Here is a 23,460-nt window from a genome sequence, read left to right on the forward strand (position 1 = left end):
TTCCCAACAGAGATGAATCAAATCCCAAGATTCATTTTTTTTACACAGCTAGTAAAGCGTTTTACTAAGTCTTAAATTGTAAGATAAGGGAATTATCTAGTAAAAAAGGTCTTTTTATTTTTAAGTAAAACGTTTTACTAGTATACTATAGAAGAGCAAGATAAATAGGAAAAAGGAGAGAATATAAAATGAGAATGGTTGACATTATTGAGAAAAAACGTGACGGAAAAGAACTTACAAAAGCTGAAATTAACTTTGTTGTTACTGGGTATACAAAGGATGAAATACCTGATTATCAAGTCAGTGCTTTAGCAATGTCGATTTTCTTTAACGACATGACCAATGAAGAGATAGCAAACTTAACCTTGGCAATGGCTGAATCTGGCGAAATGATTGATTTGTCGGCAATTAAAGGCATTAAGGTTGATAAACATTCAACCGGAGGTGTTGGTGATACAACAACAATCGTTTTAGCGCCTTTAGTTGCAGCAGTGGGAGTTCCAGTTGCTAAGATGTCTGGACGTGGCTTAGGTCATACAGGTGGAACAATTGATAAATTAGAAGCCATTCCAGGTTTCAATGTTGAAATATCAAATGAAGATTTCATTGAATTTGTCAACCGCGATCAAGTTGCCGTTATTGGACAATCGGGTGATTTAGCTCCAGCAGATAAAAAACTATATGCACTTCGAGATGTAACAGGTACAGTTGATTCGATTCCTTTAATTGCTAGCTCGATTATGAGTAAAAAAATTGCCGCAGGTGCTGATGCGATTGTACTTGATGTGACTACAGGTGATGGTGCCTTTATGAAAAATGAAAAAGATGCAGAACGTTTGGCACGCACGATGGTTCAAATTGGCAAATTAGCTAATCGTCAAACAATGGCAATCATTTCTGATATGTCGCAACCATTAGGCTTAGCTATTGGAAATTCATTAGAAATTAAAGAAGCAATTGATGCCTTAAATGGTCAAGGACCAGAGGATTTAATGGAAATGGTTTATGTGTTAGGGAGCCAAATGGTTGTTTTAGCTAAGAAAGCTGAAACCTTAGAGGAAGCACGTAAAATGTTAGAAGAAGCGATTCAATCTGGAGCAGCGATTGAGAAATTTAAAGTGATGGTTCGCAATCAAGGTGGCGATGCTTCTGTCATCGATCATCCAGAAAAATTACCACAAGCTAAATATGTTATTGATTTGCCAGCGAAAAAATCTGGCGTTGTTTCAGAGATGGTTGCGGATCAATTAGGCATAGCAGCTATGATTTTAGGTGCAGGCCGTCGCACAAAAGAAGATCAAATTGATTTTTCAGTTGGTTTAATGTTACGAAAAAAAGTAGCTGATTCAGTTGTTGAAGGAGAAACATTAGTAACTATTTATGCAAATAGTCCTGATGTTGAAGACGTTAAAGCGAAGATTTACGAAAGCATTACGATAGCTGAAACCGCAGACGAACCTGTCTTGATTCATCAAATTATTACTGAATAAACTAATTTCTGTTAGAAATGGAGGTTTCATCTAGTATGGAGTTAAATCGTCGTATCGATCACACTTGCTTAAAACCAGAGGCGACAAAAGCAGATATTTTACAACTGATTGCTGAAGCTAAAAAAGCACGTTTTTATTCAGTTTGTGTTCAACCAGTTTGGGTGGAATTAGCCAGCCAATCTTTGAAAGAAGATCCAGTATCTATTTGTACCGTAATTGGTTTTCCATTAGGTGCCAATACAACGGAAACAAAGGTTTTTGAAGCTCAAAATGCACTCCAAAATGGTGCAGATGAATTAGATGTTGTTTTAAATATTGGTGCTCTAAAAACCGGTGAGCATGAAGCTGTACTAGAGGATCTTAAAGCAGTTATTTTAGTCGCTAAGAATCGTGCGTTAGTTAAAGTTATTATTGAAGCAGCTTTACTAACCGAGGAAGAAAAGATAGTCGCTTGCCAGTTAGCAAAAGAAGCTGGCGCCAACTTTGTTAAAACTTCAACTGGCTTCGCTGCAACAGGAGCGACGCCAAGCGACGTTCGATTAATGCGCAAGGTTGTCGGTGAAACAATGGGTGTTAAAGCTTCTGGCGGTATCAAAACTGCTAAAGAAGTTCGCCTTTTAATTGAAAGTGGCGCATCCAGAATTGGGACTAGCGCAAGTGTTGCCATTTTAGCTGAAACAATCTAAAAATTTAAGCTAGCAAAGGAGTGTTTCATGGACGTGTTTAAATTAAATGAGAAGGGGACTTCTGTTAAAACCGAAATTATCGCGGGGCTAACCTCCTTCTTTGCAATATCTTACATTATTATTGTCAACTCAATCATTTTAAAAGATGCCGGTATACCGCCTGAATTAAGTGTTTTTGCAACCATATTTGTTTCAATCATCGGCTGTTTACTAATGGGATTTTTCGCTAATGCTCCAATTGTCTTAACACCAGGTATGGGAGTGAATGCTTTTTTCACCTATACATTAGTTGGAACATTAGGTTTGAGTTGGCAGGCAGCGGTTGCTGTCGTCATCATTTCAAGTGGTGTGTATTGCCTTGTTGCTTTTTCAAAACTAAGCGAACTGTTAAGTCGAGCGGTACCTGAAACATTAAAACATGGGATTACTTGCGGGATTGGTTTATTTTTAGTTGTGATTGGCTTAGAGAAAGGACATTTAATTGAAGCAGGCAAAGATACGTTTATCGTTTTAGGTGATTTAGCCAGCCCTCATGCATTGTTAGCCATATTTGGTTTAGTTCTAACGGTCATTTTACTCATTCGGAATGTTCAAGGAGGACTCTTCATTGGAATTCTTGTAACGACCATTCTTGGAAATATTCTTCAAATTAGAGATGCTAGTGAAGCCAGCTTTGCTTTAAGTCATTTAGCTGACTATCCAAGTATTTTTGCTCAAGGTGATTTTTCAAGTCTCTTTTCAGCAAAATTTTTAATGGCAGTATTTTCCTTAACCATGATTTTAGTTTTTGAATCCATGGGTCTATTGCAAGGATTATTACCAGATGCTAAAGAAAAAGACTTCAAGAAAGCCTTTAAGGCTAGTGCAGTGACGACTTTTATCTCAGGATTTTTTGGAACAAGCCCAACTATTGCGGCAGCTGAAAGTGCATCAGGTATTGAAGAAGGCGGGAAAACTGGCTTAACAGCTGTAGTTGCAGGAGCATTATTTGCTGTCAGCTTGTTCTTTATTCCCTTGCTATCCTATGTTCCACAAGCAGCCATAGCCCCTGTCATTTTGATTACGGGCGCTTTAATGATGAAAAACTTACAACATATTCAATTTGAAGACTTTACTGAATGGTTTCCAGCTTTCTTGATTTTTGTCATTATCCCCTTAACATCAAGCATTGCAGATGGATTAGCCGTCGGTTTCGTATTTTATCCACTTGTTAAAATAGTTGCTGGCAAACGTCAAGCAGTGCACCCCGCGATGTATCTAATTTCAGGTTTATTTTTAGCCTATCTAATTATGAATACTGTGATGGGATAAGAAAGGACGTTGTGTGAAATGGAAAATGAAAAATGGATTCAGCAAGCAATACTAGCTCGTGACACAGCCTACGTACCATATTCCAAATTTAAAGTTGGAGCATGTTTAGTGACGACAGACGATCAAATGTATACAGGTTGTAATATTGAAAATGCTTCCTATGGATTATCCAATTGCGCTGAGAGAACAGCGATTTTCAAGGCAGTCTCAACAGGAGAAAGAACATTTAAACATTTAGTTATCACAGGAGACACAGACGGACCTATTGCCCCATGTGGAGCCTGTCGCCAAGTCATTGCTGAATTTTGCTCCCCAGAAATGCCAGTCACTCTTTGTAATTTAAAAGGGGACATCAAAATCACTACAGTCGCTGAACTATTACCCTATGCCTTTACAAATAAAGATTTATAAAGTGCGAAAAAGGCTGCTCTGCTCCGTTTATACTGGAAGAGAATTGAATCAATCGTGAACTTTCGATTGAGGGAATTCTTTGAAGTATACGAGGAGCAAGCCTATTGAGCCAGATTAAATAAAGTGCGAAAAAGGCTGTTCTGCTCCGTTTATACTGGAGGGAAATTGAATCAATTCTATTGAAAGGACTTGCTTATAGTGAGAAGCAAGTAACCTTTAGAAAAAAATGTAAGCGTAAGCAAACAAAACGAAAGTATGGAGGAATATCTGATGAGAAAACGTAAATTATTAGCAACTTTAACAGTGGGTTTAGGTCTAACGTTAACTTTAGCTGCTTGTGGTGGGAAAGACAAGGCTAGTTCCGCAGATGGAGCAGGTGATATTAAAGGGAATACTGTTGCTTTAGTAACGGATGTTGGTGGAATTGACGATAAATCTTTTAACCAATCGGCTTGGGAAGGATTGCAAGCTTGGGGCAAAGAACACAAGGTTAAAAAAGGCAAAGATGGCTATAATTATTTACAATCGAATTCAGATTCTGATTACGTGACCAACTTAAATACAGCTGTTAACAATAAATTTAAAACTATTTTTGGCATTGGGTATAAGCTCCAACCAGCTTTAGAAGATGTAGCTAAACAAAACCCAGACACACAATTTGGAATTATTGATACAGTTATCGAAGGACAAGACAACGTTGTTTCTGTTGTATTTAAAGATCACGAAGCTGCTTTTCTAGCCGGTGTTGCTGCCGCTATGACAACTGAAACAAAACATGTCGGTTTTATCGGTGGTCAAGAAGGGGAAGTTATTGGTCGATTTGAAGCTGGTTTCCGTCAAGGGGTTGCCGAAGTTGATCCAGAAATTAAAGTCGATGTTCAATATGTCGGTTCATTTGGCGATCCAGCTAAAGCCAAATCACAAGCTGCAGCTATGTATAATAATGAGGCAGATATTATTTACGTCGCTGGTGGCGATTCTGGTAACGGTGTTTTCTCAGAAGCAAAAGACATCATGAAAGAAGAAGATAAACGTAAAGTTTGGGTAATTGGTGTCGATCGTGACCAAACAGAAGAAGGCGAATATTCAGGTGGCAATTTAACCTTAACATCGACTCTAAAAGGTGTTGGAGCCGCAGTGCAAGATATAGCGAATTTATCGATTGAAGGGAAATTTCCTGGTGGAGAAACGTTAGCTTATGGTTTAAAAGATGGCGCAATTGATTTAACCGATGGAAACCTAACTCCTGAAGTGAAAACAGCTATTAAAGATTACAAAGACAAAATCATTAAAGAAGAAATCGTTGTTGTTGAAAAACCAAGTCAATTAAAATAGGAGTGTGAGCATAGTATGGTTGATGAAAATTATGTCATTGAGATGTTAAACATCACAAAAGCATTTGGAACATTTAAAGCAAATGATAACATTAACTTAAAAGTTAAAAAAGGTGAGATTCATGCTCTTTTAGGTGAAAATGGTGCAGGAAAGTCAACGTTGATGAATATTTTATCAGGATTGCTAGAACCAACTTCTGGTGAAATTAAAATCCACGGCAAACCGGTTGTCATTAATGGACCAACTGTGGCCAATAAATTAGGAATTGGAATGGTTCATCAGCATTTTATGCTTGTTAAAAAGTTTACGGTGACTGAAAATATTATTTTAGGAAATGAACCTAGTAAAGCTGGTTTTATTGATAAAAAAGTTGCCATAAAAACAATTAAAGATCTTTCTGAACGCTATGGACTAAAAGTAAATCCATCAAAAGTTGTCGAAGATATTTCTGTCGGAATGGAACAGCGGGTTGAGATTTTAAAAACCTTGTACCGTGGAGCTGATATTTTAATATTTGATGAGCCAACAGCCGTTCTAACTCCGCAAGAAATTGATGAGCTGATTTTAATTATGCGCGAACTAGTTAAAGAAGGAAAATCAATTATCTTAATTACTCATAAATTAGACGAAATTAAAGCTGTTGCAGATCGTTGTACCGTAATTCGTCGTGGTAAAAGTATTGAAACTGTGGATGTTAAATCAACTTCACAACAAGAATTAGCCGATTTAATGGTTGGGCGCTCTGTCTCTTTTAAAACGAAGAAAGGTCCATCGCATCCAGAAAATGTGGTCTTAAAAGTTGAAAACTTAGTTGTAAAAGAAAGCCGTGGTTTAGAGGCTGTTAAGAATTTAAGTCTAGAAGTCAGAGCAGGGGAAATTTTAGGAATTGCTGGGATCGATGGCAATGGACAAAGTGAATTGATTCAAGCCATCACAGGCTTACGTAAAATTGAAAGTGGATCAATCGAACTAGAAGGTAAAGCGATTGGCAATCTGCCTCCTAGAAAAATTACCGAAACTGGATTAGGACATATCCCAGAAGATCGTCATAAATATGGGCTTGTCTTAAAAATGAGTTTAGCAGAAAATATTGCCTTACAAACGTACTATCAAAAACCTTTAAGCAATCATGGTTTTCTTGATTACCCAGCGATTAAAGAATATGCGCGTAAGCTAATTGAAGAGTTTGATGTTCGTACACCAAATGAGCTAGTTCCAGCTAGTGCTTTATCTGGTGGGAATCAACAAAAGGCGATTATTGCCCGTGAATTAGATCGAAATCCATCATTATTGATTGCAGCTCAACCAACGCGTGGGCTAGATGTAGGGGCGATTGAATACATTCATAAACGTTTAATTGAACAACGAGATCATAAAAAAGCCGTATTGTTAATGAGTTTTGAATTAGATGAAATCTTAAACTGTTCAGATCGAATTGCAGTTATGTACGATGGGAAAATTGCGGCAATTGTTGATCCTAAACAAACAACCGAGCAAGAATTAGGTCTCTTGATGGCAGGTTCATCATTAGAAAAAGCACGAGCAGCGCTACAAGCGGAAGAAGAGGAAAAAAAGGAGGCTGAACTCATTGAATCATAAGAATGAAACCCTTAGAAATATTAGTGTACCTGTCTTATCCGTTCTACTAGGATTAATCTTAGGTGCCATTATTATGTTAATTTTCGGCTATGATCCGATTTTAGGTTATAAATCATTGATTGAAGGTTCGGTAGGTTCTTCTTTTTACATTGGTGAAACCTTACGTCAAGCAACACCTTTGATTTTAACAGCGTTAGGTTTTGCGGTAGCCAATACAGCAGGTTTCTTCAATATTGGGGTTGCTGGTCAAGCGCTCTTTGGTTGGTTAGGCTCAGTTACTTTAGCTATTATGTTCCCAGACTTGCCACGTATGCTTTTAATTCCTCTTTGTTTAATTGGCGGAGCAGTAGCAGGTGCTATCTGGGCAGGAATTGCTGGCTATCTAAGAGCTTATTTTGGAACTAGTGAAGTTATTGTGACAATTATGCTGAATTATACAGCTTTGTATATTAGTAACCATATGGTGCGCAATGTCTTAACGAATGCAGATGATGCAACGCCACGTATTTCAGATAATGCAACGTTACGTTCAGGATTTTTGGCGAATATAACAGATAATTCCACGCTTCATTACGGATTATTTATTGCGATTATTATGTGTATTGTCATGTGGATCTTTATGAATAAAACAACTGCTGGGTATGAATTACGAGCAGTTGGCTTAAATTCTTTTGCTGCAGAATACGCAGGTATGAGTGCCAAGAAAAATATCGTGATGGCGATGGTTATTTCTGGAGCATTAGCCGGTTTAGGTGGAAGTATGGAAGGAATTGGAAATTTCCAAAATATCTTTGTTATGAGTAGTATGCCAAGTATCGGTTTTGATGGTATGGCCGTATCCTTATTAGGAGCAGGAAATCCATTTGGAATTCTCGTTTCAGCGTTATTATTTGGTGCTTTGAAAATTGGTGGAATCAGCATGCCAATGGGATCAGATGTGCCAACAGAAGTAGTGGATATTGTGATTGCAGCGATTATTTTCTTCGTTGGAGCAAACTACTTGATTCGTTATTTTATGAATAAATTTAATCAACCTAAAATAAAAATTACGCAGGCTGTTACAGCTAAGAAAGAGGTGAATTAACGTGGAAAACTTTATCTCAACTTTATCAATTGTTGTCTCTTCAGCGTTAATTTATGCAGCTCCGTTAATTTTTACAGCATTGGGTGGGACATTTTCAGAGCGAAGTGGTATTGTTAACGTAGGGCTAGAAGGAATCATGGTAATGGGTGCCTTTAGTTCAATTGTCTTCAACTTATCGATGGGTGATGTGTTTGGGAATTGGACACCTTGGGTAGGATTACTTGTTGGTGGCGGAATTGGGCTGATATTCTCCCTAATTCATGCTGTTGCAACCGTTAATCTTCGAGCGAATCATATTGTTAGTGGTACAGTAATTAATATGCTAGCGCCAGCTTTGGCAATCTTTTTAACGCGCGTATTATATGAAGGACGCGGTCAAACAGATTTCATCAAATTCAATTTTGGTAAAAGCAATATTCCTTTACTAGAGCATATTCCAATCTTAGGAGATATCTTCTTCAAAGGTACCTCAGCAGCAGCTTTTGTGGCTATTTTAATTGCTGTTTTAGCTTGGTATATATTATTTAAATCACGCTTTGGTTTACGCTTACGTTCTGTAGGAGAGCATCCACAAGCAGCAGATACATTAGGAATTAATGTTTACTTGATGCGTTATGCTGGTGTTATGATTTCAGGATTTTTAGGTGGGATTGGTGGTGCTGTTGCAGCTCAATCGATTTCATTAAACTTTTCAGTCTCAACGATTGCTGGACAAGGATTTATCGCCTTAGCAGCAATGATTTTCGGTAAATGGAATCCACTAGGCGCAATGGGCGCAGCCATTTTCTTCGGATTTGCCCAAAGTTTAAGTGTAATTGGTAGTTATATTCCAATTATTAAAGACGTTCCACCAGTTGCGTTACAGATTTCACCTTATATCTTAACGATTATTGTGTTAGTTGCCTTTATTGGAAAATCACAAGGCCCTGCAGCCAATGGTGAAACGTATATCAAATCAAAATAAGAGGAAGGATGAAAAAATATGTTTAAACGTGTACATTTAATTGTAATGGATTCAGTTGGAATCGGTGAAGCACCAGATGCGGCAGCTTTTGGAGATGTTGGCAGTGATACACTGGGACATATTGCTGAAATAGCCGGCTTAACTATTCCTAATTTAGAAAAATTAGGTTTAGGCACGATTCGCCCTTTAAAAGGTGTTTCAGATCAAGCAACAAGTGGCTATGCTACAAAATTAGAAGAAGTTTCGGTTGGTAAAGATACGATGACTGGCCATTGGGAAATTATGGGATTGGATATTAAAACGCCATTCCGTGTTTTTCCAAACGGTTTTCCAGCTGAATTATTAGAAAAAATTGAGGCCTTCTCAGGTCGTAAAGTGATTTGTAATCAACCTTACAGCGGTACGGCTGTCATTGATGACTTTGGTCCAGAGCAAATGGAAACAGGCGCGTTAATTGTTTATACTTCAGCAGATCCTGTGTTACAAATTGCGGCTCACGAAGAAATTATTCCGTTAGAAGAGCTATATAAAATTTGTCAGTATGTCCGTGATATTACTTTAGACGATCCTTATATGATTGGGCGTATTATTGCTCGTCCCTATTTAGGTACACCAGGGAACTTTAAACGCACAAGTAATCGTCATGACTATGCACTCAGTCCATTTGGAAAAACTGTCTTAGATTCCTTAAAAGAAAATGGCAAAGATGTGATTGCAATTGGGAAAATCAATGATATTTTTAATGGAGCAGGCGTAACTGACTCAATCCGTACGAAAAGTAATATGGATGGAGTTGATCAACTACTAACTGTCATGAAGCAAGAATTCACTGGAATTAGCTTTTTAAATCTAGTTGATTTTGATGCACTATTTGGTCATCGTCGTGATGTTCCAGGATATGCGCAAGCAATTGAAGAATTTGATGCACGTTTACCAGAAATTTTAGCAAACCTAAAAGAGGATGATTTGTTGCTCATTACTGCAGATCACGGAAATGATCCAAGTTTCCCAGGTACAGACCATACGAGAGAATATGTTCCATTATTGGCTTATTCACCAAGTATGAAAAACCATGGTAACCTAAAACAAGGGTATTACGCAGATATTTCAGCGACAATTGCTGAAAACTTTGCTGTTCCTGCAACTGAAAATGGCACAAGCTTTTTAGCTGAATTAAAGTAAATTAATTGGAGGAGTTCATAAAAAATGGAAAAATTGCAAGAAAAAATTAAACAAGCAGCAAGTTTTATCAGAGAAAAAGGTGTTGGCGAAATTGAAATTGGCTTGATTTTAGGCTCAGGTCTAGGTGAATTAGGCGATGAAGTTGAAAATGCGATTCAAATTCCTTATGAAACAATCCCTAATTTCCCAACATCAACAGTTGAGGGACATGCTGGTCAACTTGTTTATGGAACATTAGGTGGTAAAAAAGTGTTGGCGATGCAAGGACGCTTCCACTATTACGAAGGCTACTCTCTTGAAATGGTGACATTTCCAGTTAGAGTCATGAAAGCTTTAGGCATCCACTCAGTCATTGTAACCAATGCTGCTGGTGGCTTAAATCTTGATTTTACTCCAGGTGAATTGATGTTGATTACTGATCAAATTAACTTTACAGGCGTGAATCCATTAATTGGACCGAATGACAATGAGATGGGTGTGCGTTTCACAGATATGAGTCAAGCCTACGATAAAGAGTATCAAGAAATCGTTCGTAACGTAGCTAAAGAGATGAATTTAGATTTAAAAGAGGGCGTTTATATGGGCTTTACTGGTCCAACTTACGAAACACCAGCTGAAATTAAAATGGCTCGTGTCATTGGAGCTGATGCGGTTGGGATGTCAACAGTCCCAGAGGTAATCGTAGCGCGTCACAGTGGTTTAAGAGTCATTGGAGTCTCTTGTATTACAAACCTAGCAGCTGGCATGCAAGCGAGCTTAAATCACGCTGAGGTTGTAGAAACAACTGAACGAGTAAAAGAATCATTTAAAACATTAGTTAAAAATATTTTAGCCTCTATTTAAAAATAAGAGTAAATTGCTACCAAATAAGAAACAGTTAAATTAAGTAAGTTAGATACTTAATTTAACTGTTTTTGTCGCATTTTTATTAAAAGTAATAAAAATGTAGGGAAATGATTAAAATAATATCATTTTCTTTCGGATACACACACAATAAATTAATGTAAATATGAAAAAAATGTGACATTAATTTATAAAATTAGTAAATTCAAGGGAATCAAAGCTTGACTCTTTAGTTCGTTACAGATAAACTTTAATCATAATTTAATTATAGGTATTAAAAATAACAACAATATAACTGTTAAAAAACTAATACGCTTAAATAAAAGCTAGAATAGTTTAATTTCTTGCAAAAAGGCAGTATCAACTGATACTGCCTTTTTGCGAGAAATTAACGCGTAGCTAGAAGTGGATTTCAAACGAATCTATTTAATTATTTCGGTTTTTAAGGTGAATAGAAATAAGGGGGAGACATAATATGTCGCATTTAGGTAAAAGAGTTAAAGAGCAAAGACTTAAAAAAGGGCTTACGCAAATTGAACTAGCAGAAGATATTTGTACGCAAGCCACTATTAGCAATTTAGAAAATGAAACAAGTTTGCCTTCGCTCTCAATTTTATTAGCAGTCGGAGATCGCTTAAATATAGATTTTAGTGACATTTATGAATTTGTCTCTGCAAATAGTACAAGTTATAGTGATATCTTTAAACAAGTTCAAAAATATTGTGAAACAGAAGACTATAAAGAAGCCTATAAAATCCTTAAGGAGCAAATTGATTTCAGCAAATTAGAGAGCGTCTATGAATTAAAGCAATACTATTATTACGTAGGAATCACAAGTTTACTAGGGTACCAGCGTTTTTCTGATGCTCATTACAACCTTAATTTAGCCTTATCTTCAGATTCAGGTCGAAATTTAGATTTTTTTGATGTCATGGCAACAAATGGAATTGGAATCGCTTATGATCTGATATCAGATAAAGAAAAAGCTCAAACTTATTTTGAGAAAACGCTTGTATTACTAGATGAAGTTTTATTTACTGTAAAATCTAGTCAAAATCGTTTTGAGATTGTTAAAATTTATTTTAATATAGCCAAATTTTATTCAAGCATTGAAGACTATCAGCAAGCGATTGATTTAAGTGATTTAGGCATTCGTTTACTCGAAGAAGAAAAAGCTGTATTTTATTTAGATCATCTATTTTATGAAAAAAGCTTGAATTTATCTAAGTTAGGCCAACAAGAAAAAGCAACTGAAAATTATTTTTATGCAGCAGCACTAGCTAAAATAAGTAAGAATACAGAGTTATACGGTACCATAAAAAAAGATATGGCAGAATTTAAAATCGAAGGCTACAATTATTGGGTTTAAATTAAACGGGTAACTTACAAAAGAAGCTAAAGACAATAAATGTCTTAGCTTCTTTTTCTTAAGTAATTTAGTTGAAAAAATAAAGAAAAACCCTGTCGGAATTGGAGACAATTCTGACAGGATTTTTTTAATTAAAGAAAGGATTCGTGGCTTTTTCATTTCCAATCGTAGTGACCTCTCCGTGACCAGCATACACAGCTAAGGAATCAGGTAATGTGAAAAGCTGTGTAGTGATACTGGCAATGAGTTGTTCAAAATTCCCATTAGGTAAATCTGTCCGACCAATGCTACCTTTAAATAAAGCATCACCAGAAACGACAAAATCATCAAAGATAAAGCTGACGCTTCCAACAGAATGACCAGGTGTTGGCACCACCTTGAAATTGAAATCACCCAAAGTATAGTTTTGGTATGAAAATTCAAATTCAGCTGGTTGTGCACTAACAGGAGGTTGTCCTAGTGCACTTGATAAGTTTAGCTCAGGGTCGGTCAACCAAGATTGCTCAAGAGGGTCAACATAGACTGGAATCGTAAAATAATTTCGAACTTCTTCTAAAGCACCAATATGATCATAATGACAATGAGTCAACAGAATAGCGATAGGTTTGATATCTAAGTCTTGGATGGCAGCAATAATTTTATCAGCATCTGCTCCAGGATCAACAATTAAGCACTCTTTTTCATTATAGATAAGGTAACAGTTTTCTTGAATGGCTCCAGTTAAAATACGTTTAATTTCTAGCATAAAATAGTAGCACCTTCTTTATTTAAGATAGCTAAAGTATACCCGATTTTCAATAAATTGTGAATGGAAAAGAAGAAAGTGAAATAAAAGTAATTCATTAAGAGATCTCTTTTTTTAAATTCGAACTAAATGTGAACAAATATCTCAAGTAGTTAAACTAAATTAGCCCTTATTTAAGTCAATAAAAAAATGAATTTAATGAAGGATAAATGCTGATAAAATAGGGATATGCTGTAAATTAAATAAACAAATAATTTACAATGTTCTAATTTATAACTCGTTTTTGTAGATTAAATTTTTTTATTCTCGTTTTTGATAAAAAAAATATCTGAAATATTTTGTATTTTTACCCAATAAAGTATAACATTAATTATAAGAGAGAATGTTTTCTCTTGTTAAGGAGCTAAAAATCAGTGTTGGAAAAGGGGGAAGCTGATGGATAGAATGGAAAATAAAAAAACTGAGTTGGTCTATTTTAAAATTAAGCAAAAACTAGCAAACTTGATTGGAATAATTAAAGGTATTCAGGTAAAACCTTTAATTGTAAAAAGAAAGGCAGTCAATTTTAGTGAACATTATGCCTCTCTATTTAAAGAGTTGCTAAGTCAGGTTTTGAGACAGCTAAGAGCACTACATAGTATGAATCAAGACTTTATTTTAACTGGGGATACTTTTACGTTGCAAGAAAGAGACATATTCTATAGTTGTGGAACGTGGTCCAAAGAAAACCTGGGATATTTATTTAAACTAGAAGAAATTCAATTTTGCAAAAATTGTGATGGTAAATTGACCCGACTTTATAATGATGGGAAATATAATTTAGGTCAAAAAGGAAACTATTATAAATGTGTAAAATGTGCAAAAATGTATTCTCAAGAAGCAGTTGAAAAACTTAAGAGAAGTGAAATTTTTAAGTAGTGTAAAAGAGGAAAAATAAGTTATGTATGCTATACTTGCCCTAATATGTAGGTGTGAATCGAGCTTTTTATAAGGCTAGCTCTTATGGAGTCAACTCCTCGAGAAAAAGATAAAAATTCGAGAGGACAAAAAACGTCCTATCAATTTTTCCTATTTTCTTACCGAGGCTAGTTCTTATGAGCCAACTCTTCGGAAAAAAGATAAATTTCTATAAAAGTAAAGAACCACTTTTCTTGAAATTTCCTATTTTTCTGCCAGAGCTAAACCGGCTCAACAAACTTTTTAATGAGCTACCCGACTCAACGAGCTTTTTAATAAGGCTAGCTCTTATGAGTCAACTCCTCGAGAAAAAGATAAAAATTCGAGAGGACAAAAAACGTCCTATCAATTTTTCCTATTTTCTTGCCGGAGCTACCCGACTCAACGAGCTTTTTATATAAGGAGGGAGTTAGATGTTTCATTCTGAATTGTTAACTATTTTTCCGAATTCTCAGCATCAAGCGTTAGAAAATAGTCGAAAAGAGGCTATCGCATTAAGTTTAGAAAATAATGGTGAGCTGGGATTACTAATTTCAAAAGTTGGTGGGTTTGGCTATTTTCCAAAGGATGAAATCTATCCTGTGAATAGTGATGGTCAGCCGCTACGTTTGTTAGCTCAATTAAATTTTTCTGAATTGCCACCATTAAAGGATTATCCAACCAAAGGATTACTCGCTTTTTATATAGATGAGTTTGATGACTTGCTTGGATGTGATTTTGAAAACCCGCTAAATCGAGTGGGGTATAAGGTGCTTTATTTTCCTGAATGTGATGAAGAACTCGCTTATTCTAAAGGTGAGTTGGAAGATTTATTTAGACGTTTTTCGGAAATAGAACGTTACCCAGTTGTCAATGAGGAATATCAACTAATAGGCACACTGGAAAACCAATATGTAACAGGTGACTCTGTTGAGTTTGAATCGACTTATAAATCAGAGTTTTATAACTTTTTTGAAAAAGCTTACCCAGACCCAGATGAAGCGGAATCGAAAATGGAGGAACTTTTTGATATCGATATCAGTTCTCCTAACTCAATTGGAGGTTATCCGAGTTTTACACAAACGGATCCCCGAATTAGAATGCCAGAATTTAAAGATGATCAGCTCTTATTTCAATTAAGTAGTACAGATTACGGGAATGATGTTCAAGTAATTTGGGGAGACTCGGGGATTGGCAATTTCTTTATCCATCCTATTGATTTAGTAAATCAAGATTTTTCAAAAACTTGGTACAATTGGGATTGCTATTAAGCGCTAAACAAAAAGAACTTGAAAATTTTCAAGTTCTTTTTTTGTTTTAATAAGTTAAAGTAAAGCAATGTATTACTGGCATAATGAAGCTTTATTTTATGCTAGTTGAAATTAATCTAAGTTATAAAATAAATGTGTTTGATAGTCAGAATATAGAATCCCTTCAACTCCAGAAAAATAGAGGACTTGATGTTCGTTAGGAATACAGATCGTTTCACCAGATGCCAAAGAAATTAAATTATCAGGAATTGTCTTTAAATGACCTTTCAGGACAACTTTTTTATAAAGATTTGTACTAAAAAAACTAAAATTTGAATTAGAGCTAGTGGATAAATTCTCTAGGGTTAGGGAGTTTGCTTTTGTGAAGAGATAGAAATTCATAGTTTCATCTCGATAGATTGGCTTATCGATAATTTCAGTGTAAGGGAATCCGGCAGAGTCAATGGTATTAATCAAAAATGTTGAACAATTGTCATACAATAGATTTGCAATTTTTTTAGCGGATAGTTGCAAATTACTCACTCCTATACAATTTTCGTAATATGATATATTTTATTTGTAATGCAAATCCATTATATCACTAATATGGAGAATAGGAAACAACTATTACCCCGAAATAGATGTATTTTTACTATTAAAGAGTATATAATAATAGAACTGAGACGTTTTACTCAGTAGCTTGACCCTTGTGATATTAGTACTGATGATAGATTAATTTTAACTACTGGCGATTAGGACGATTATTTTCTCAATGATTAAATTGTTTTTATTTTTTTAATGAAAATTAGTTAAGCGTAACAGATAACAGTGTTTAACATTTGAAAAATTTAGTTGAATAAGAGATCAAGGAGTGGTTGCAAAATGATAATTTTAGGTGCTAAGCTGAAAAATGCAAGGATAGCCAAAGGATTGTCACAAAAAGAACTAGCTGAAGGTATATGTACACAAGCAACAATTAGTCAGATGGAAAATCATAATAAGGTACCAACAATGAGTATTTTTGTTGATATTTGTAAACGATTAGAAATTTCGCAAGCAGAAATTACTTCTGATGATGATTCTGAAATAAATCACACTATTTTTTTAGAAGTTTCTCTGCTATGTAAACAATATAAATTTATTGAAGCCCATGAGCGTTTAACTAAATCAATAAAGATTCACGAATTAAAAAGTAATAGTAACAAAAAGAAATATTATTACTTTTTAGGCCTTACGTATCTTTTTGGTTTAGCCAACGATGATGAGGCTCTTTTTTATTTTAATTTAGGTTTGACATTGCAGTCGAAGGAGTTAACGGTGATCGATTTATTACTAACAAATGGAATTGGAAGGGTCTATGAAATCAAAAAAGAATATGAAAAAGCTCGTATTTACTTTGATAAATCGATACTGGATATTTCCAAACTTAAAGTTCCAGTAGATACGATTTTAGTGGAGCTGATTTCTTTATATTTTAATACGGCTAAATTTTATAAAAATTATCAACGTTACTCAACAGCTATTGAGTTTTTAGAAAAAGGAATTCAACTATCTAGAACCTATTCAAACTATTATTTACTGGAATTCATTTTATATGAAAAAGGCGTTAATTTGTATCTACTAGAAAATAAAGTCTCAGAAGAAGTCAGAAAACTTTATACACTTGCTTATTCATTCAGTTTAATTAATTCTAATGCTCTCTTACTTGAAACAATTGAACAAGATGCAAAGAATTATGGGATTCAGGCAACTCAATTCTTTTAACTTAAAAAATTTCTATAGTTAGGGTTAATCTAACTCAGGCAAGCTCATATCCATAAGGTGAACAAAAAAGTCATTGTATTCGCCAGAGCGCAACAAGAATAGTTTCTGTAGACTAAATTCTTGTTGCGTTAATTTTGTCTACAATACATTTTATTTTACTGAAAAAGCAAAAATGTGTTAGACTAAATGTAGAGCAACAGGGCCAGTTTTAGTTCGTTAACTGAAAGGCATTGTGTGTAAGAGGGGGATTTTATGAAAATAGAATTAAAGATTGTGGAAGTAACAAATCCTGATTTTGAAGAATTAGTGACTGAATTAAATGCTTTTTTTGATCAACAATGGGGAGACATTGCAGCAAACTATCAAGAGCATCATAATTTAGCTAAAATGAAGCAAGCGATTGTGGCATATGTTGATGGAAAACCAGTTGGATGCGGCTGTTGGAAATTATTAACAGAAGATTCTTTAACTGGTGAAATTAAACGGATGTATGTCAAAGAAGAATATCGTGGTTTAGGCATAGCGGCTAAGTTATTACAAAAATTGGAAGAATCAATTGCGGCTGAAGGATATCATGAAGCTGTTTTAGAGACAGGCGCAGATATGCTAGGTACGATTAAATTTTATGAAAAACAAGGGTACTGTTTAATTCCTAATTATGGCGAATTTGTCAATGATGAAGTGTGTGTCTGCATGAAAAAAGAGTTTAGCCGTTAGTATTTAGCTGTTTGCTAGATTAATCGTGGCAGATGATGTACACTAAGTAGGGCAATCCTCATGTCGTAGAAATAAATAGATTGAGGCAACAATTAAATAGCAATTTTATAATCGTTTATCTTGCTGAAAAAAGTTGATAAAGGATTATTTTTTGTTAGAAAAAATAGAAAAAGTCGTAAAGAAAGGAGTAGATAAACAAGTGAAGGTAAATAAAAAATTGAAATTAATTTTGTCACTATTTTTTGTTTTGTTACTTACAAGTTCCTGTACATTACCAGGGCTTGGCAACGGAAAAAGCAGTGAGGAAGTGATTCGCGTCACAGGTGGAGTAACTTCAGAATCGCAAATTTTAGCCAGTCTAGTTGGTGGAATGATCGAACATGATTTAAATCAACCTGTTGAGATTATTAATAACCTTGCTTCCGCAAACATTAATCACCAAGCTTTATTAGGAGGCGATGCAGATATAGCTGCTGCTCGCTATAGTGGTACAGATCTGACAACATTACTGCAACTCCCTGCTGAAAAAGATCCTAAAAAAGCTTATGATATCGTCAAAAAAGAGTTCGCAAAGCGCTACAATCATGTGTATTTTCCCTCTTACGGTTTTGCAAATACGTTTGCTTTCATGGTGACCAAGGAAACTGCTGAAAAATACAAGTTGAAAACCATTAGTGATTTAGCTGCTGTTGCCAATAAACTTGAAGCTGGTGTCGATACAACTTGGGCCAAAAGAGAAGGCGATGGGTATCCAGACTTTGTTAAAGCCTATGGATTTGATTTCAAACGAGTTTATCCAATGCAGATTGGACTTGTATATGATGCCTTAGCTGCTGGGAAAATGGATGTAGTTCTAGGTTATTCAACAGATGGTCGGATTGGAAGTTACAATCTGCAAATCTTAGAAGATAATCGCCAATTTTTCCCGCCCTATGATGCGAGCTTAGTTGCAACCAAAGAAATACTAGAAAAATATCCAAAATTAACACCCGTATTAGAAAGATTAGATGGCAAAATTACTACTGAAACGATGCAGAAATTAAATTATCAAGTCGATAACAATTTGTTAGAACCAAGCATTGTAGCAAAAAAATATTTAGAAGAGCAAAATTATTTTGAAGAGTAATAAAAAAAGCAAGCCCCACAACTATTAGTTAATTGTGGGGCTTGCTTTTTTAGAATTAAACGATAATCATTAACGAGTGCTGGCTAGAAAAGCTAACCCAAATAGAACCCAATCATTTAAAAGATGAACAATAAACGAAACCCAAATATTTTTTGTTTTGATATAAGAGAAAGTTAAAATTAAGCGAGCTGTTCCAATAGTCAATACAGTTTGAAGAATGTTCCAATTATAAGTTGGAAAATGTAAAGATGCAAATATTAGAGAGGTTAATAACCAAGCTAAAAGTAGACTAGATTTTCGACTAAGATTAAATTGTTGAACACCTAACTTTAAGATAATTAAAAATGGCAGGATTGTCAGTAATTCTTCACCGAAGAGCATCGGGATTGTTTTCAAGAAAAAAGGTACAGCATGAGAGAAATTCCCATCAAATTGTGTAGATGCTGGATTAGCATCACCAGTTCCCGTTATAGTTGTCACAAGTAGGCCAATCATAAAAGTAATGACGATGTTTGCAACTAGTGTTCCAATGATAACTAAACCATCATTTGGAACTAGTTTTCGGAAAATTTTCGTCCATTGATTTTTAGTAACAAAAATGAATGCACCTAGCGGAAAAATAACATTTAAAAATGGTGCAATAAAAGGGATATTAGCTGTTGTGAAAAGCATAAAACCAATTAATGATGACAGAATAATAATCAACATACCTTTAAAATTTAGCGGAGATGAAGCATCTTGGTAAAAGGGGAAATCATCATTTCCTCGTTCCAGAAAGTTTTTTTTCGTTGTCATAATTAACATCCTTCCAATAAAAAAATCTATTTAAAAAAAGTATACAATAAAATAAAGAAATAAGGTAGAAATACGAATTAAATAACTAAATTATTGTCTTTTTTCATTTGTTAGTATAGTATAAAAAGATAAAAATAGTTCAGAAAGTCTGATATTTAAGACCAATATTAAAGCTAGATTGGTCTCGGAAAACAGTTTATCATCATAGATAGGAAGTGAAGGGATGTCATCATATGGGGAAACAATTCGTAAGATTCGTTTAGATAAAGGGATTAGTCAGAAAGCACTTTATACTGGAATTTTATCTAAATCATATGCAATTGAATTTGAAAAAGGGAAGCATGAAATTTCTTTAAAACGGATTGAACAGATTTTAGACCAATTAATCGTCCCATTAGATGAATTTTTATTTATTTATCGAGGGTACTCTTTGTCCGAAAAGGAATGGTTTAGTGCACGATATGCAGAGTATGGCAACTCCAATAATCTAACTGGTCTATACTCTTTACTTAAAGAATACGAACATCGAAAAGATTCGTTAAGTGAGATACGATCCGCAGAAATTCGCTCTCGTATTAGGCAATTAAATGAATTCAACCAAGAGAGACATTATAAAAAAAGTGCGATTTTAGCTGAAGATCAGTTGATAATTCAGCAGTATTTATCAAATTTAGAATCATGGACACTGCATGAAATTCAGCTCTTTGCTAATACCCTAGATTTTATTGACTATCAACAAAAAGCCGCCTATTTTAAAGCGTTAACTCCATCATTTGAGAAATACCGGAACTATGATCGTGGAAAACAGATTTTATGCGGATTCTTAACAAACGTCATTTATGAACTAATCCAAGACAATGAACTTTTATTAGCTGAACATTTAGTAAACGAACTTCATTCCCTTAGTACACAACTTACTGAAATTTTCTTTAAGATAGTAGCTAAATTTTATCAAGGATTAATTTTTATCGGACAATTAAATAAGGAAAAAGGCCAAGCTATGACTCAAGAAGCTATTGGAATTCTCTTAGCGCTGGATCAAAATCATCAAGCCAAATTATTTGAAGTAATCGCAACGGATTTTAGCGAAAAAATAAAAGCAGCTCACGAATGTTAGTGAGTGCTTTTATTCTATTTTTAATTAAAAAAGAAGACGCTAGCAGACATGATTAAGATGCAAACAGCCTTATAACTTTCATTAATCAAAATAAGTTTAATCGATTTCTTTTCAAAAACATAATTCTTTAAAGAAGATAAAATAGCGATACCCGTAATTAAAAGTCCACTGGTCATAATTGGCAGATTTGTTTGTCTAATTAAATAGGTTACTAAGAAAGCAACTAGAATTTCCATAACTAAAGTAGAAACCATTGAAATTCCAGCTCCGCCTTGCTCCTTAATTTTTTCCTCGGTCATACCAGATTCAACTATCCAGCTTTTTCCAAAAAAGACAGTGTACCAAAGTGCTCCAATAAAAAAGGCAAGAATACCGGCACCAAGTGTTAGTAGTAAATTCATTACATTTTTCTCCTTTATTTTTTATGAGTCAAAAAATTAGCGACCCGTGTTGATAGTATATGTTATTTTTATGAAAAAAGCTCACTTAAACAGCTAAATTTGAAAAGAAAATAAAATGTACAACTATCATTTCATTTTATTTAATTGTATATATAATCAAATTGTATATATTTGTATTATTTTGGTTATTCTTGTTAATGCTGTTTTTTCAATGATTAAAAGTCTTGTTTGGTCATTTTATTTGGTAATTATTTGAATAAATTAGATTTAGTTTTTGAGGTAATTAGTATATAATAAAAGAAAGGTAAAATTAGGAGGGAAATAATAAATGAAAAAAATAGTTATCATAGGGTCTAACCACGCTGGCCTGGCAGCAATCAATGTTATTGTGAATTCGGGCATAGAAGCGGAGTTAGTCGTTTTTGATAAAAACTCAAATTTAAGTTATTTAGGTTGTGGAACGTCATTATTTGTTGGAAAACAAGTAAAATCCGTTAATAATCTATTCTATACCTCAAAGGATGCGTATGAAACTAAAAGTTCAAAAATTCACATAAATACTGAAATAAATAAAATAGATTTTATAGAGAAAGTCGTTTACGCTGAAAATCAAGAAAAGGTTGAAATTAAAACTGAATACGATGAATTAATTTTAGCAACTGGGGCGAACCCGATTGAATTAAATCTTGAAGGTAGAGACTTGAAAAATATTCACACTGTAAAAATATTTCAAGATTGCCAAGTTGTAGATCAACTTTTAGAAGACGAAGCCATTCAAAATATTGTGGTTATTGGGGCTGGAGCAACTGGAATTGAGATGGCAGAAGCTGTTAAGCGCAGAGGGAAAAGCGTTGATTTAATTGAGAAAAAAGCGACTTGCATGAGTAATTATTTTGATCCCTGGTTTAGTGAAGATATGGACGCTTGCTTAATGGATAATGACATTCATTTACATTATTCGGAAGAGGTTTTAGCATTTCAAGGGAAAGAGTTTGTTGAACAAGTTGTCACGAATAAAGCTGTTTATCAAGCCGATTTAGTTTTAATTGCGATAGGATTTCAACCAAATACTGGATTAGGAAAGAATAAAATTCGACTATCTGAACAGGGTGCATTTAAAGTCAATTTGAAACAGGAAACCAATCTACCAAGCGTATATGCAATTGGGGATTGCGCGACCATTTATAGCAATGCACTAGAAAAAGATACTTATATTCCACGAGCAACAAATGCGGTTCGAAGTGGAATGATCGCCGGTTCAAATATTTCAGGTATCGATTTGGAGTCAACAGGTACTCAAGGAACAACAGGGATTTCGATTTTTGGTTATAATATGGTTGCGACTGGTTTAAATTTAAGCGAAGCAAAAAAAGCGCGGTTTGACGTTTTATATACGGAATTTGAAGACTTACAGAAACCTGTTTTTATGGAGGAAAATCATTCCGTTAAGGTTCGGATTGTTTATGACAAAAACACAAGACGTATTTTAGGTGCTCAATTGGCTTCGTATCACGATATTTCCATGGGGATTCATTTCTTTTCCTTAGCAATTGAAGAAAAAGTGACGATTGATAAATTGAAACTCACCGATATATTCTTTTTACCGCACTTCAACCAACCGTATAACTATATTACGATGGCAGCTTTGGGAGCGAAATAACTGAAATTGATAAAGAAATAAAATCAAAAAATAACTGCCATTGAACTGAATATAAAAATATATAGGAAAAGAATTTAATAGACTACGTTTAAGAATTATGAATAAGAAATAGCATGTAATCCACCTTTATAAAAGGATTACTTTTTATGAATAGAATCTGAATCTTATTGGCTTAATTTAACAACGGTTGAATTAAGCTATTTATTTTTCCTTATTATTAAACACCAATTTAGGGTATAATAGGAAGAAGAAAATACAGTACTTGGAGGATTTATGAAGAAAGATATTTATGTAGTTGGTGCAGTTATACTAGAAAATGGAAAAATACTTTGTGCTCAAAGAGGAATGACTAAATCACTTGGTAATATGTGGGAGTTTCCAGGCGGGAAAATTGAAGAAGGTGAAACTCCACAAGGGGCATTAAGGCGAGAAATTGAAGAGGAAATGCTTTGTACAGTTGAAATTGGTGACTTGATAGAAGAAACTGTTTATGAGTATGATTTTGGAGTTGTCCACTTAACTACATTTTATTGTAAGTTGTTAAAAGGACGACCAACTTTAACTGAACATATTGCTATCGAGTGGCTAAAGCCTAATGAGTTAGAAAAGTTAGAATGGGCACCTGCTGATATTCCAGCAGTAAATAAAATTATGAAGGACTTTTAAGGAGAAAAA

General features: G+C 34.5%; 23 protein-coding genes. 19 read left to right on the forward strand and 4 right to left on the reverse strand.

From position 1 onward, the window contains the following. The first annotated feature begins 188 nt into the window (after positions 1-188). From MHI00_RS03760 to MHI00_RS03810, 11 genes are all read left to right on the forward strand, one after another. Positions 189-1,490 carry a pyrimidine-nucleoside phosphorylase gene (locus MHI00_RS03760; RefSeq protein WP_010051433.1) on the forward strand — a complete coding sequence of 434 codons (1,302 nt, stop codon included), beginning with the start codon at positions 189-191 and terminating at the stop codon, positions 1,488-1,490. A gap of 35 nt (positions 1,491-1,525) precedes the next feature. Further along, on the forward strand, positions 1,526-2,176 hold the full coding sequence (deoC, locus tag MHI00_RS03765) for a deoxyribose-phosphate aldolase (RefSeq protein WP_317914292.1): 651 nt from the start codon (positions 1,526-1,528) through the stop codon (positions 2,174-2,176). A gap of 27 nt (positions 2,177-2,203) precedes the next feature. Beyond that, positions 2,204-3,487, forward strand: a complete 1,284-nt coding sequence (locus tag MHI00_RS03770) for an NCS2 family permease (protein WP_015077282.1) — start codon at positions 2,204-2,206, stop codon at positions 3,485-3,487. 18 nt (positions 3,488-3,505) lie between these two features. Next, the gene (locus MHI00_RS03775; RefSeq protein WP_010051438.1) at positions 3,506-3,898 is read left to right on the forward strand and encodes a cytidine deaminase; all 393 of its coding nucleotides are present in this window, start codon (positions 3,506-3,508) and stop codon (positions 3,896-3,898) included. 270 nt (positions 3,899-4,168) lie between these two features. Further along, on the forward strand, positions 4,169-5,233 hold the full coding sequence (locus MHI00_RS03780) for a BMP family lipoprotein (RefSeq protein ID WP_015077281.1): 1,065 nt from the start codon (positions 4,169-4,171) through the stop codon (positions 5,231-5,233). Between the two features lie 15 nt (positions 5,234-5,248). Beyond that, positions 5,249-6,832 (forward strand): ABC transporter ATP-binding protein, encoded by a 1,584-nt coding sequence (locus tag MHI00_RS03785; protein ID WP_010051443.1) that lies wholly within the window; start codon positions 5,249-5,251, stop codon positions 6,830-6,832. Further along, positions 6,822-7,916 carry an ABC transporter permease gene (locus MHI00_RS03790; protein ID WP_201731775.1) on the forward strand — a complete coding sequence of 365 codons (1,095 nt, stop codon included), beginning with the start codon at positions 6,822-6,824 and terminating at the stop codon, positions 7,914-7,916. The genes MHI00_RS03785 and MHI00_RS03790 overlap by 11 nt, the downstream gene beginning before the upstream one ends. A 1-nt stretch (position 7,917) precedes the next feature. Continuing rightward, complete coding sequence (locus MHI00_RS03795) at positions 7,918-8,880, forward strand: ABC transporter permease (protein WP_010051446.1); 963 nt, start codon at positions 7,918-7,920, stop codon at positions 8,878-8,880. Between the two features lie 18 nt (positions 8,881-8,898). Next, the gene (gene deoB, locus MHI00_RS03800; RefSeq protein WP_010051448.1) at positions 8,899-10,062 is read left to right on the forward strand and encodes a phosphopentomutase; all 1,164 of its coding nucleotides are present in this window, start codon (positions 8,899-8,901) and stop codon (positions 10,060-10,062) included. 24 nt (positions 10,063-10,086) lie between these two features. Beyond that, positions 10,087-10,905, forward strand: coding sequence for a purine-nucleoside phosphorylase (locus MHI00_RS03805; RefSeq protein ID WP_015077279.1), 819 nt, complete (start codon positions 10,087-10,089; stop codon positions 10,903-10,905). 475 nt (positions 10,906-11,380) lie between these two features. Further along, positions 11,381-12,274, forward strand: coding sequence for a helix-turn-helix domain-containing protein (locus MHI00_RS03810; protein ID WP_015077278.1), 894 nt, complete (start codon positions 11,381-11,383; stop codon positions 12,272-12,274). Positions 12,275-12,401: 127 nt separating this feature from the next. Here MHI00_RS03810 and MHI00_RS03815 read toward each other — a convergent pair whose 3' ends face one another. Next, positions 12,402-13,019, reverse strand: a complete 618-nt coding sequence (locus MHI00_RS03815; protein ID WP_010051454.1) for an MBL fold metallo-hydrolase — start codon at positions 13,017-13,019, stop codon at positions 12,402-12,404. Between the two features lie 435 nt (positions 13,020-13,454). Here MHI00_RS03815 and MHI00_RS03820 point away from each other — a divergent pair, with 435 nt between their 5' ends. Together MHI00_RS03820 and MHI00_RS03825 are read left to right on the forward strand one after the other, a co-directional pair. Beyond that, positions 13,455-13,937, forward strand: a complete 483-nt coding sequence (locus MHI00_RS03820) for a hypothetical protein (RefSeq protein WP_341111215.1) — start codon at positions 13,455-13,457, stop codon at positions 13,935-13,937. Between the two features lie 452 nt (positions 13,938-14,389). Continuing rightward, positions 14,390-15,226: a YwqG family protein gene (locus MHI00_RS03825; protein WP_341111218.1), complete on the forward strand. Its 837-nt coding sequence runs from the start codon at positions 14,390-14,392 to the stop codon at positions 15,224-15,226. 111 nt (positions 15,227-15,337) lie between these two features. On the opposite strand, the gene MHI00_RS03830 is transcribed toward MHI00_RS03825, so the two are convergent. Next, on the reverse strand, positions 15,338-15,739 hold the full coding sequence (locus tag MHI00_RS03830; RefSeq protein WP_015077274.1) for a hypothetical protein: 402 nt from the start codon (positions 15,737-15,739) through the stop codon (positions 15,338-15,340). 348 nt (positions 15,740-16,087) lie between these two features. On the opposite strand from MHI00_RS03830, the gene MHI00_RS03835 reads away from it, so the two are divergent. From MHI00_RS03835 to MHI00_RS03845, 3 genes are all read left to right on the forward strand, one after another. Then, the gene (locus MHI00_RS03835; protein WP_015077273.1) at positions 16,088-16,969 is read left to right on the forward strand and encodes a helix-turn-helix transcriptional regulator; all 882 of its coding nucleotides are present in this window, start codon (positions 16,088-16,090) and stop codon (positions 16,967-16,969) included. A 252-nt stretch (positions 16,970-17,221) separates the two neighbouring features. Beyond that, the gene (locus tag MHI00_RS03840) at positions 17,222-17,686 is read left to right on the forward strand and encodes a GNAT family N-acetyltransferase (RefSeq protein ID WP_341111224.1); all 465 of its coding nucleotides are present in this window, start codon (positions 17,222-17,224) and stop codon (positions 17,684-17,686) included. A 199-nt stretch (positions 17,687-17,885) separates the two neighbouring features. Next, complete coding sequence (locus MHI00_RS03845; protein WP_341111226.1) at positions 17,886-18,812, forward strand: osmoprotectant ABC transporter substrate-binding protein; 927 nt, start codon at positions 17,886-17,888, stop codon at positions 18,810-18,812. A gap of 69 nt (positions 18,813-18,881) precedes the next feature. Here the strand turns inward: MHI00_RS03845 and MHI00_RS03850 are convergent, their stop codons facing one another. Beyond that, positions 18,882-19,607 (reverse strand): CPBP family intramembrane glutamic endopeptidase, encoded by a 726-nt coding sequence (locus tag MHI00_RS03850; protein ID WP_341111228.1) that lies wholly within the window; start codon positions 19,605-19,607, stop codon positions 18,882-18,884. Positions 19,608-19,830: 223 nt separating this feature from the next. Here MHI00_RS03850 and MHI00_RS03855 point away from each other — a divergent pair, with 223 nt between their 5' ends. Further along, positions 19,831-20,724, forward strand: a complete 894-nt coding sequence (locus MHI00_RS03855; protein ID WP_015077269.1) for an Rgg/GadR/MutR family transcriptional regulator — start codon at positions 19,831-19,833, stop codon at positions 20,722-20,724. A 20-nt stretch (positions 20,725-20,744) separates the two neighbouring features. Here MHI00_RS03855 and MHI00_RS03860 read toward each other — a convergent pair whose 3' ends face one another. Next, positions 20,745-21,125 carry a DUF1761 domain-containing protein gene (locus tag MHI00_RS03860; RefSeq protein ID WP_056999331.1) on the reverse strand — a complete coding sequence of 127 codons (381 nt, stop codon included), beginning with the start codon at positions 21,123-21,125 and terminating at the stop codon, positions 20,745-20,747. Positions 21,126-21,453: 328 nt separating this feature from the next. Here MHI00_RS03860 and nox point away from each other — a divergent pair, with 328 nt between their 5' ends. Both nox and MHI00_RS03870 read left to right on the forward strand, forming a co-directional pair. Beyond that, positions 21,454-22,785, forward strand: coding sequence for a H2O-forming NADH oxidase (nox, locus tag MHI00_RS03865; RefSeq protein ID WP_341111233.1), 1,332 nt, complete (start codon positions 21,454-21,456; stop codon positions 22,783-22,785). Positions 22,786-23,058: 273 nt separating this feature from the next. After that, complete coding sequence (locus MHI00_RS03870) at positions 23,059-23,451, forward strand: (deoxy)nucleoside triphosphate pyrophosphohydrolase (RefSeq protein WP_015077265.1); 393 nt, start codon at positions 23,059-23,061, stop codon at positions 23,449-23,451. Positions 23,452-23,460 lie beyond the last annotated feature (9 nt).

It is taken from the genome of Carnobacterium sp. FSL E2-0243 (assembly GCF_038003605.1).
In the GTDB taxonomy this organism is placed as follows: domain Bacteria; phylum Bacillota; class Bacilli; order Lactobacillales; family Carnobacteriaceae; genus Carnobacterium; species Carnobacterium maltaromaticum.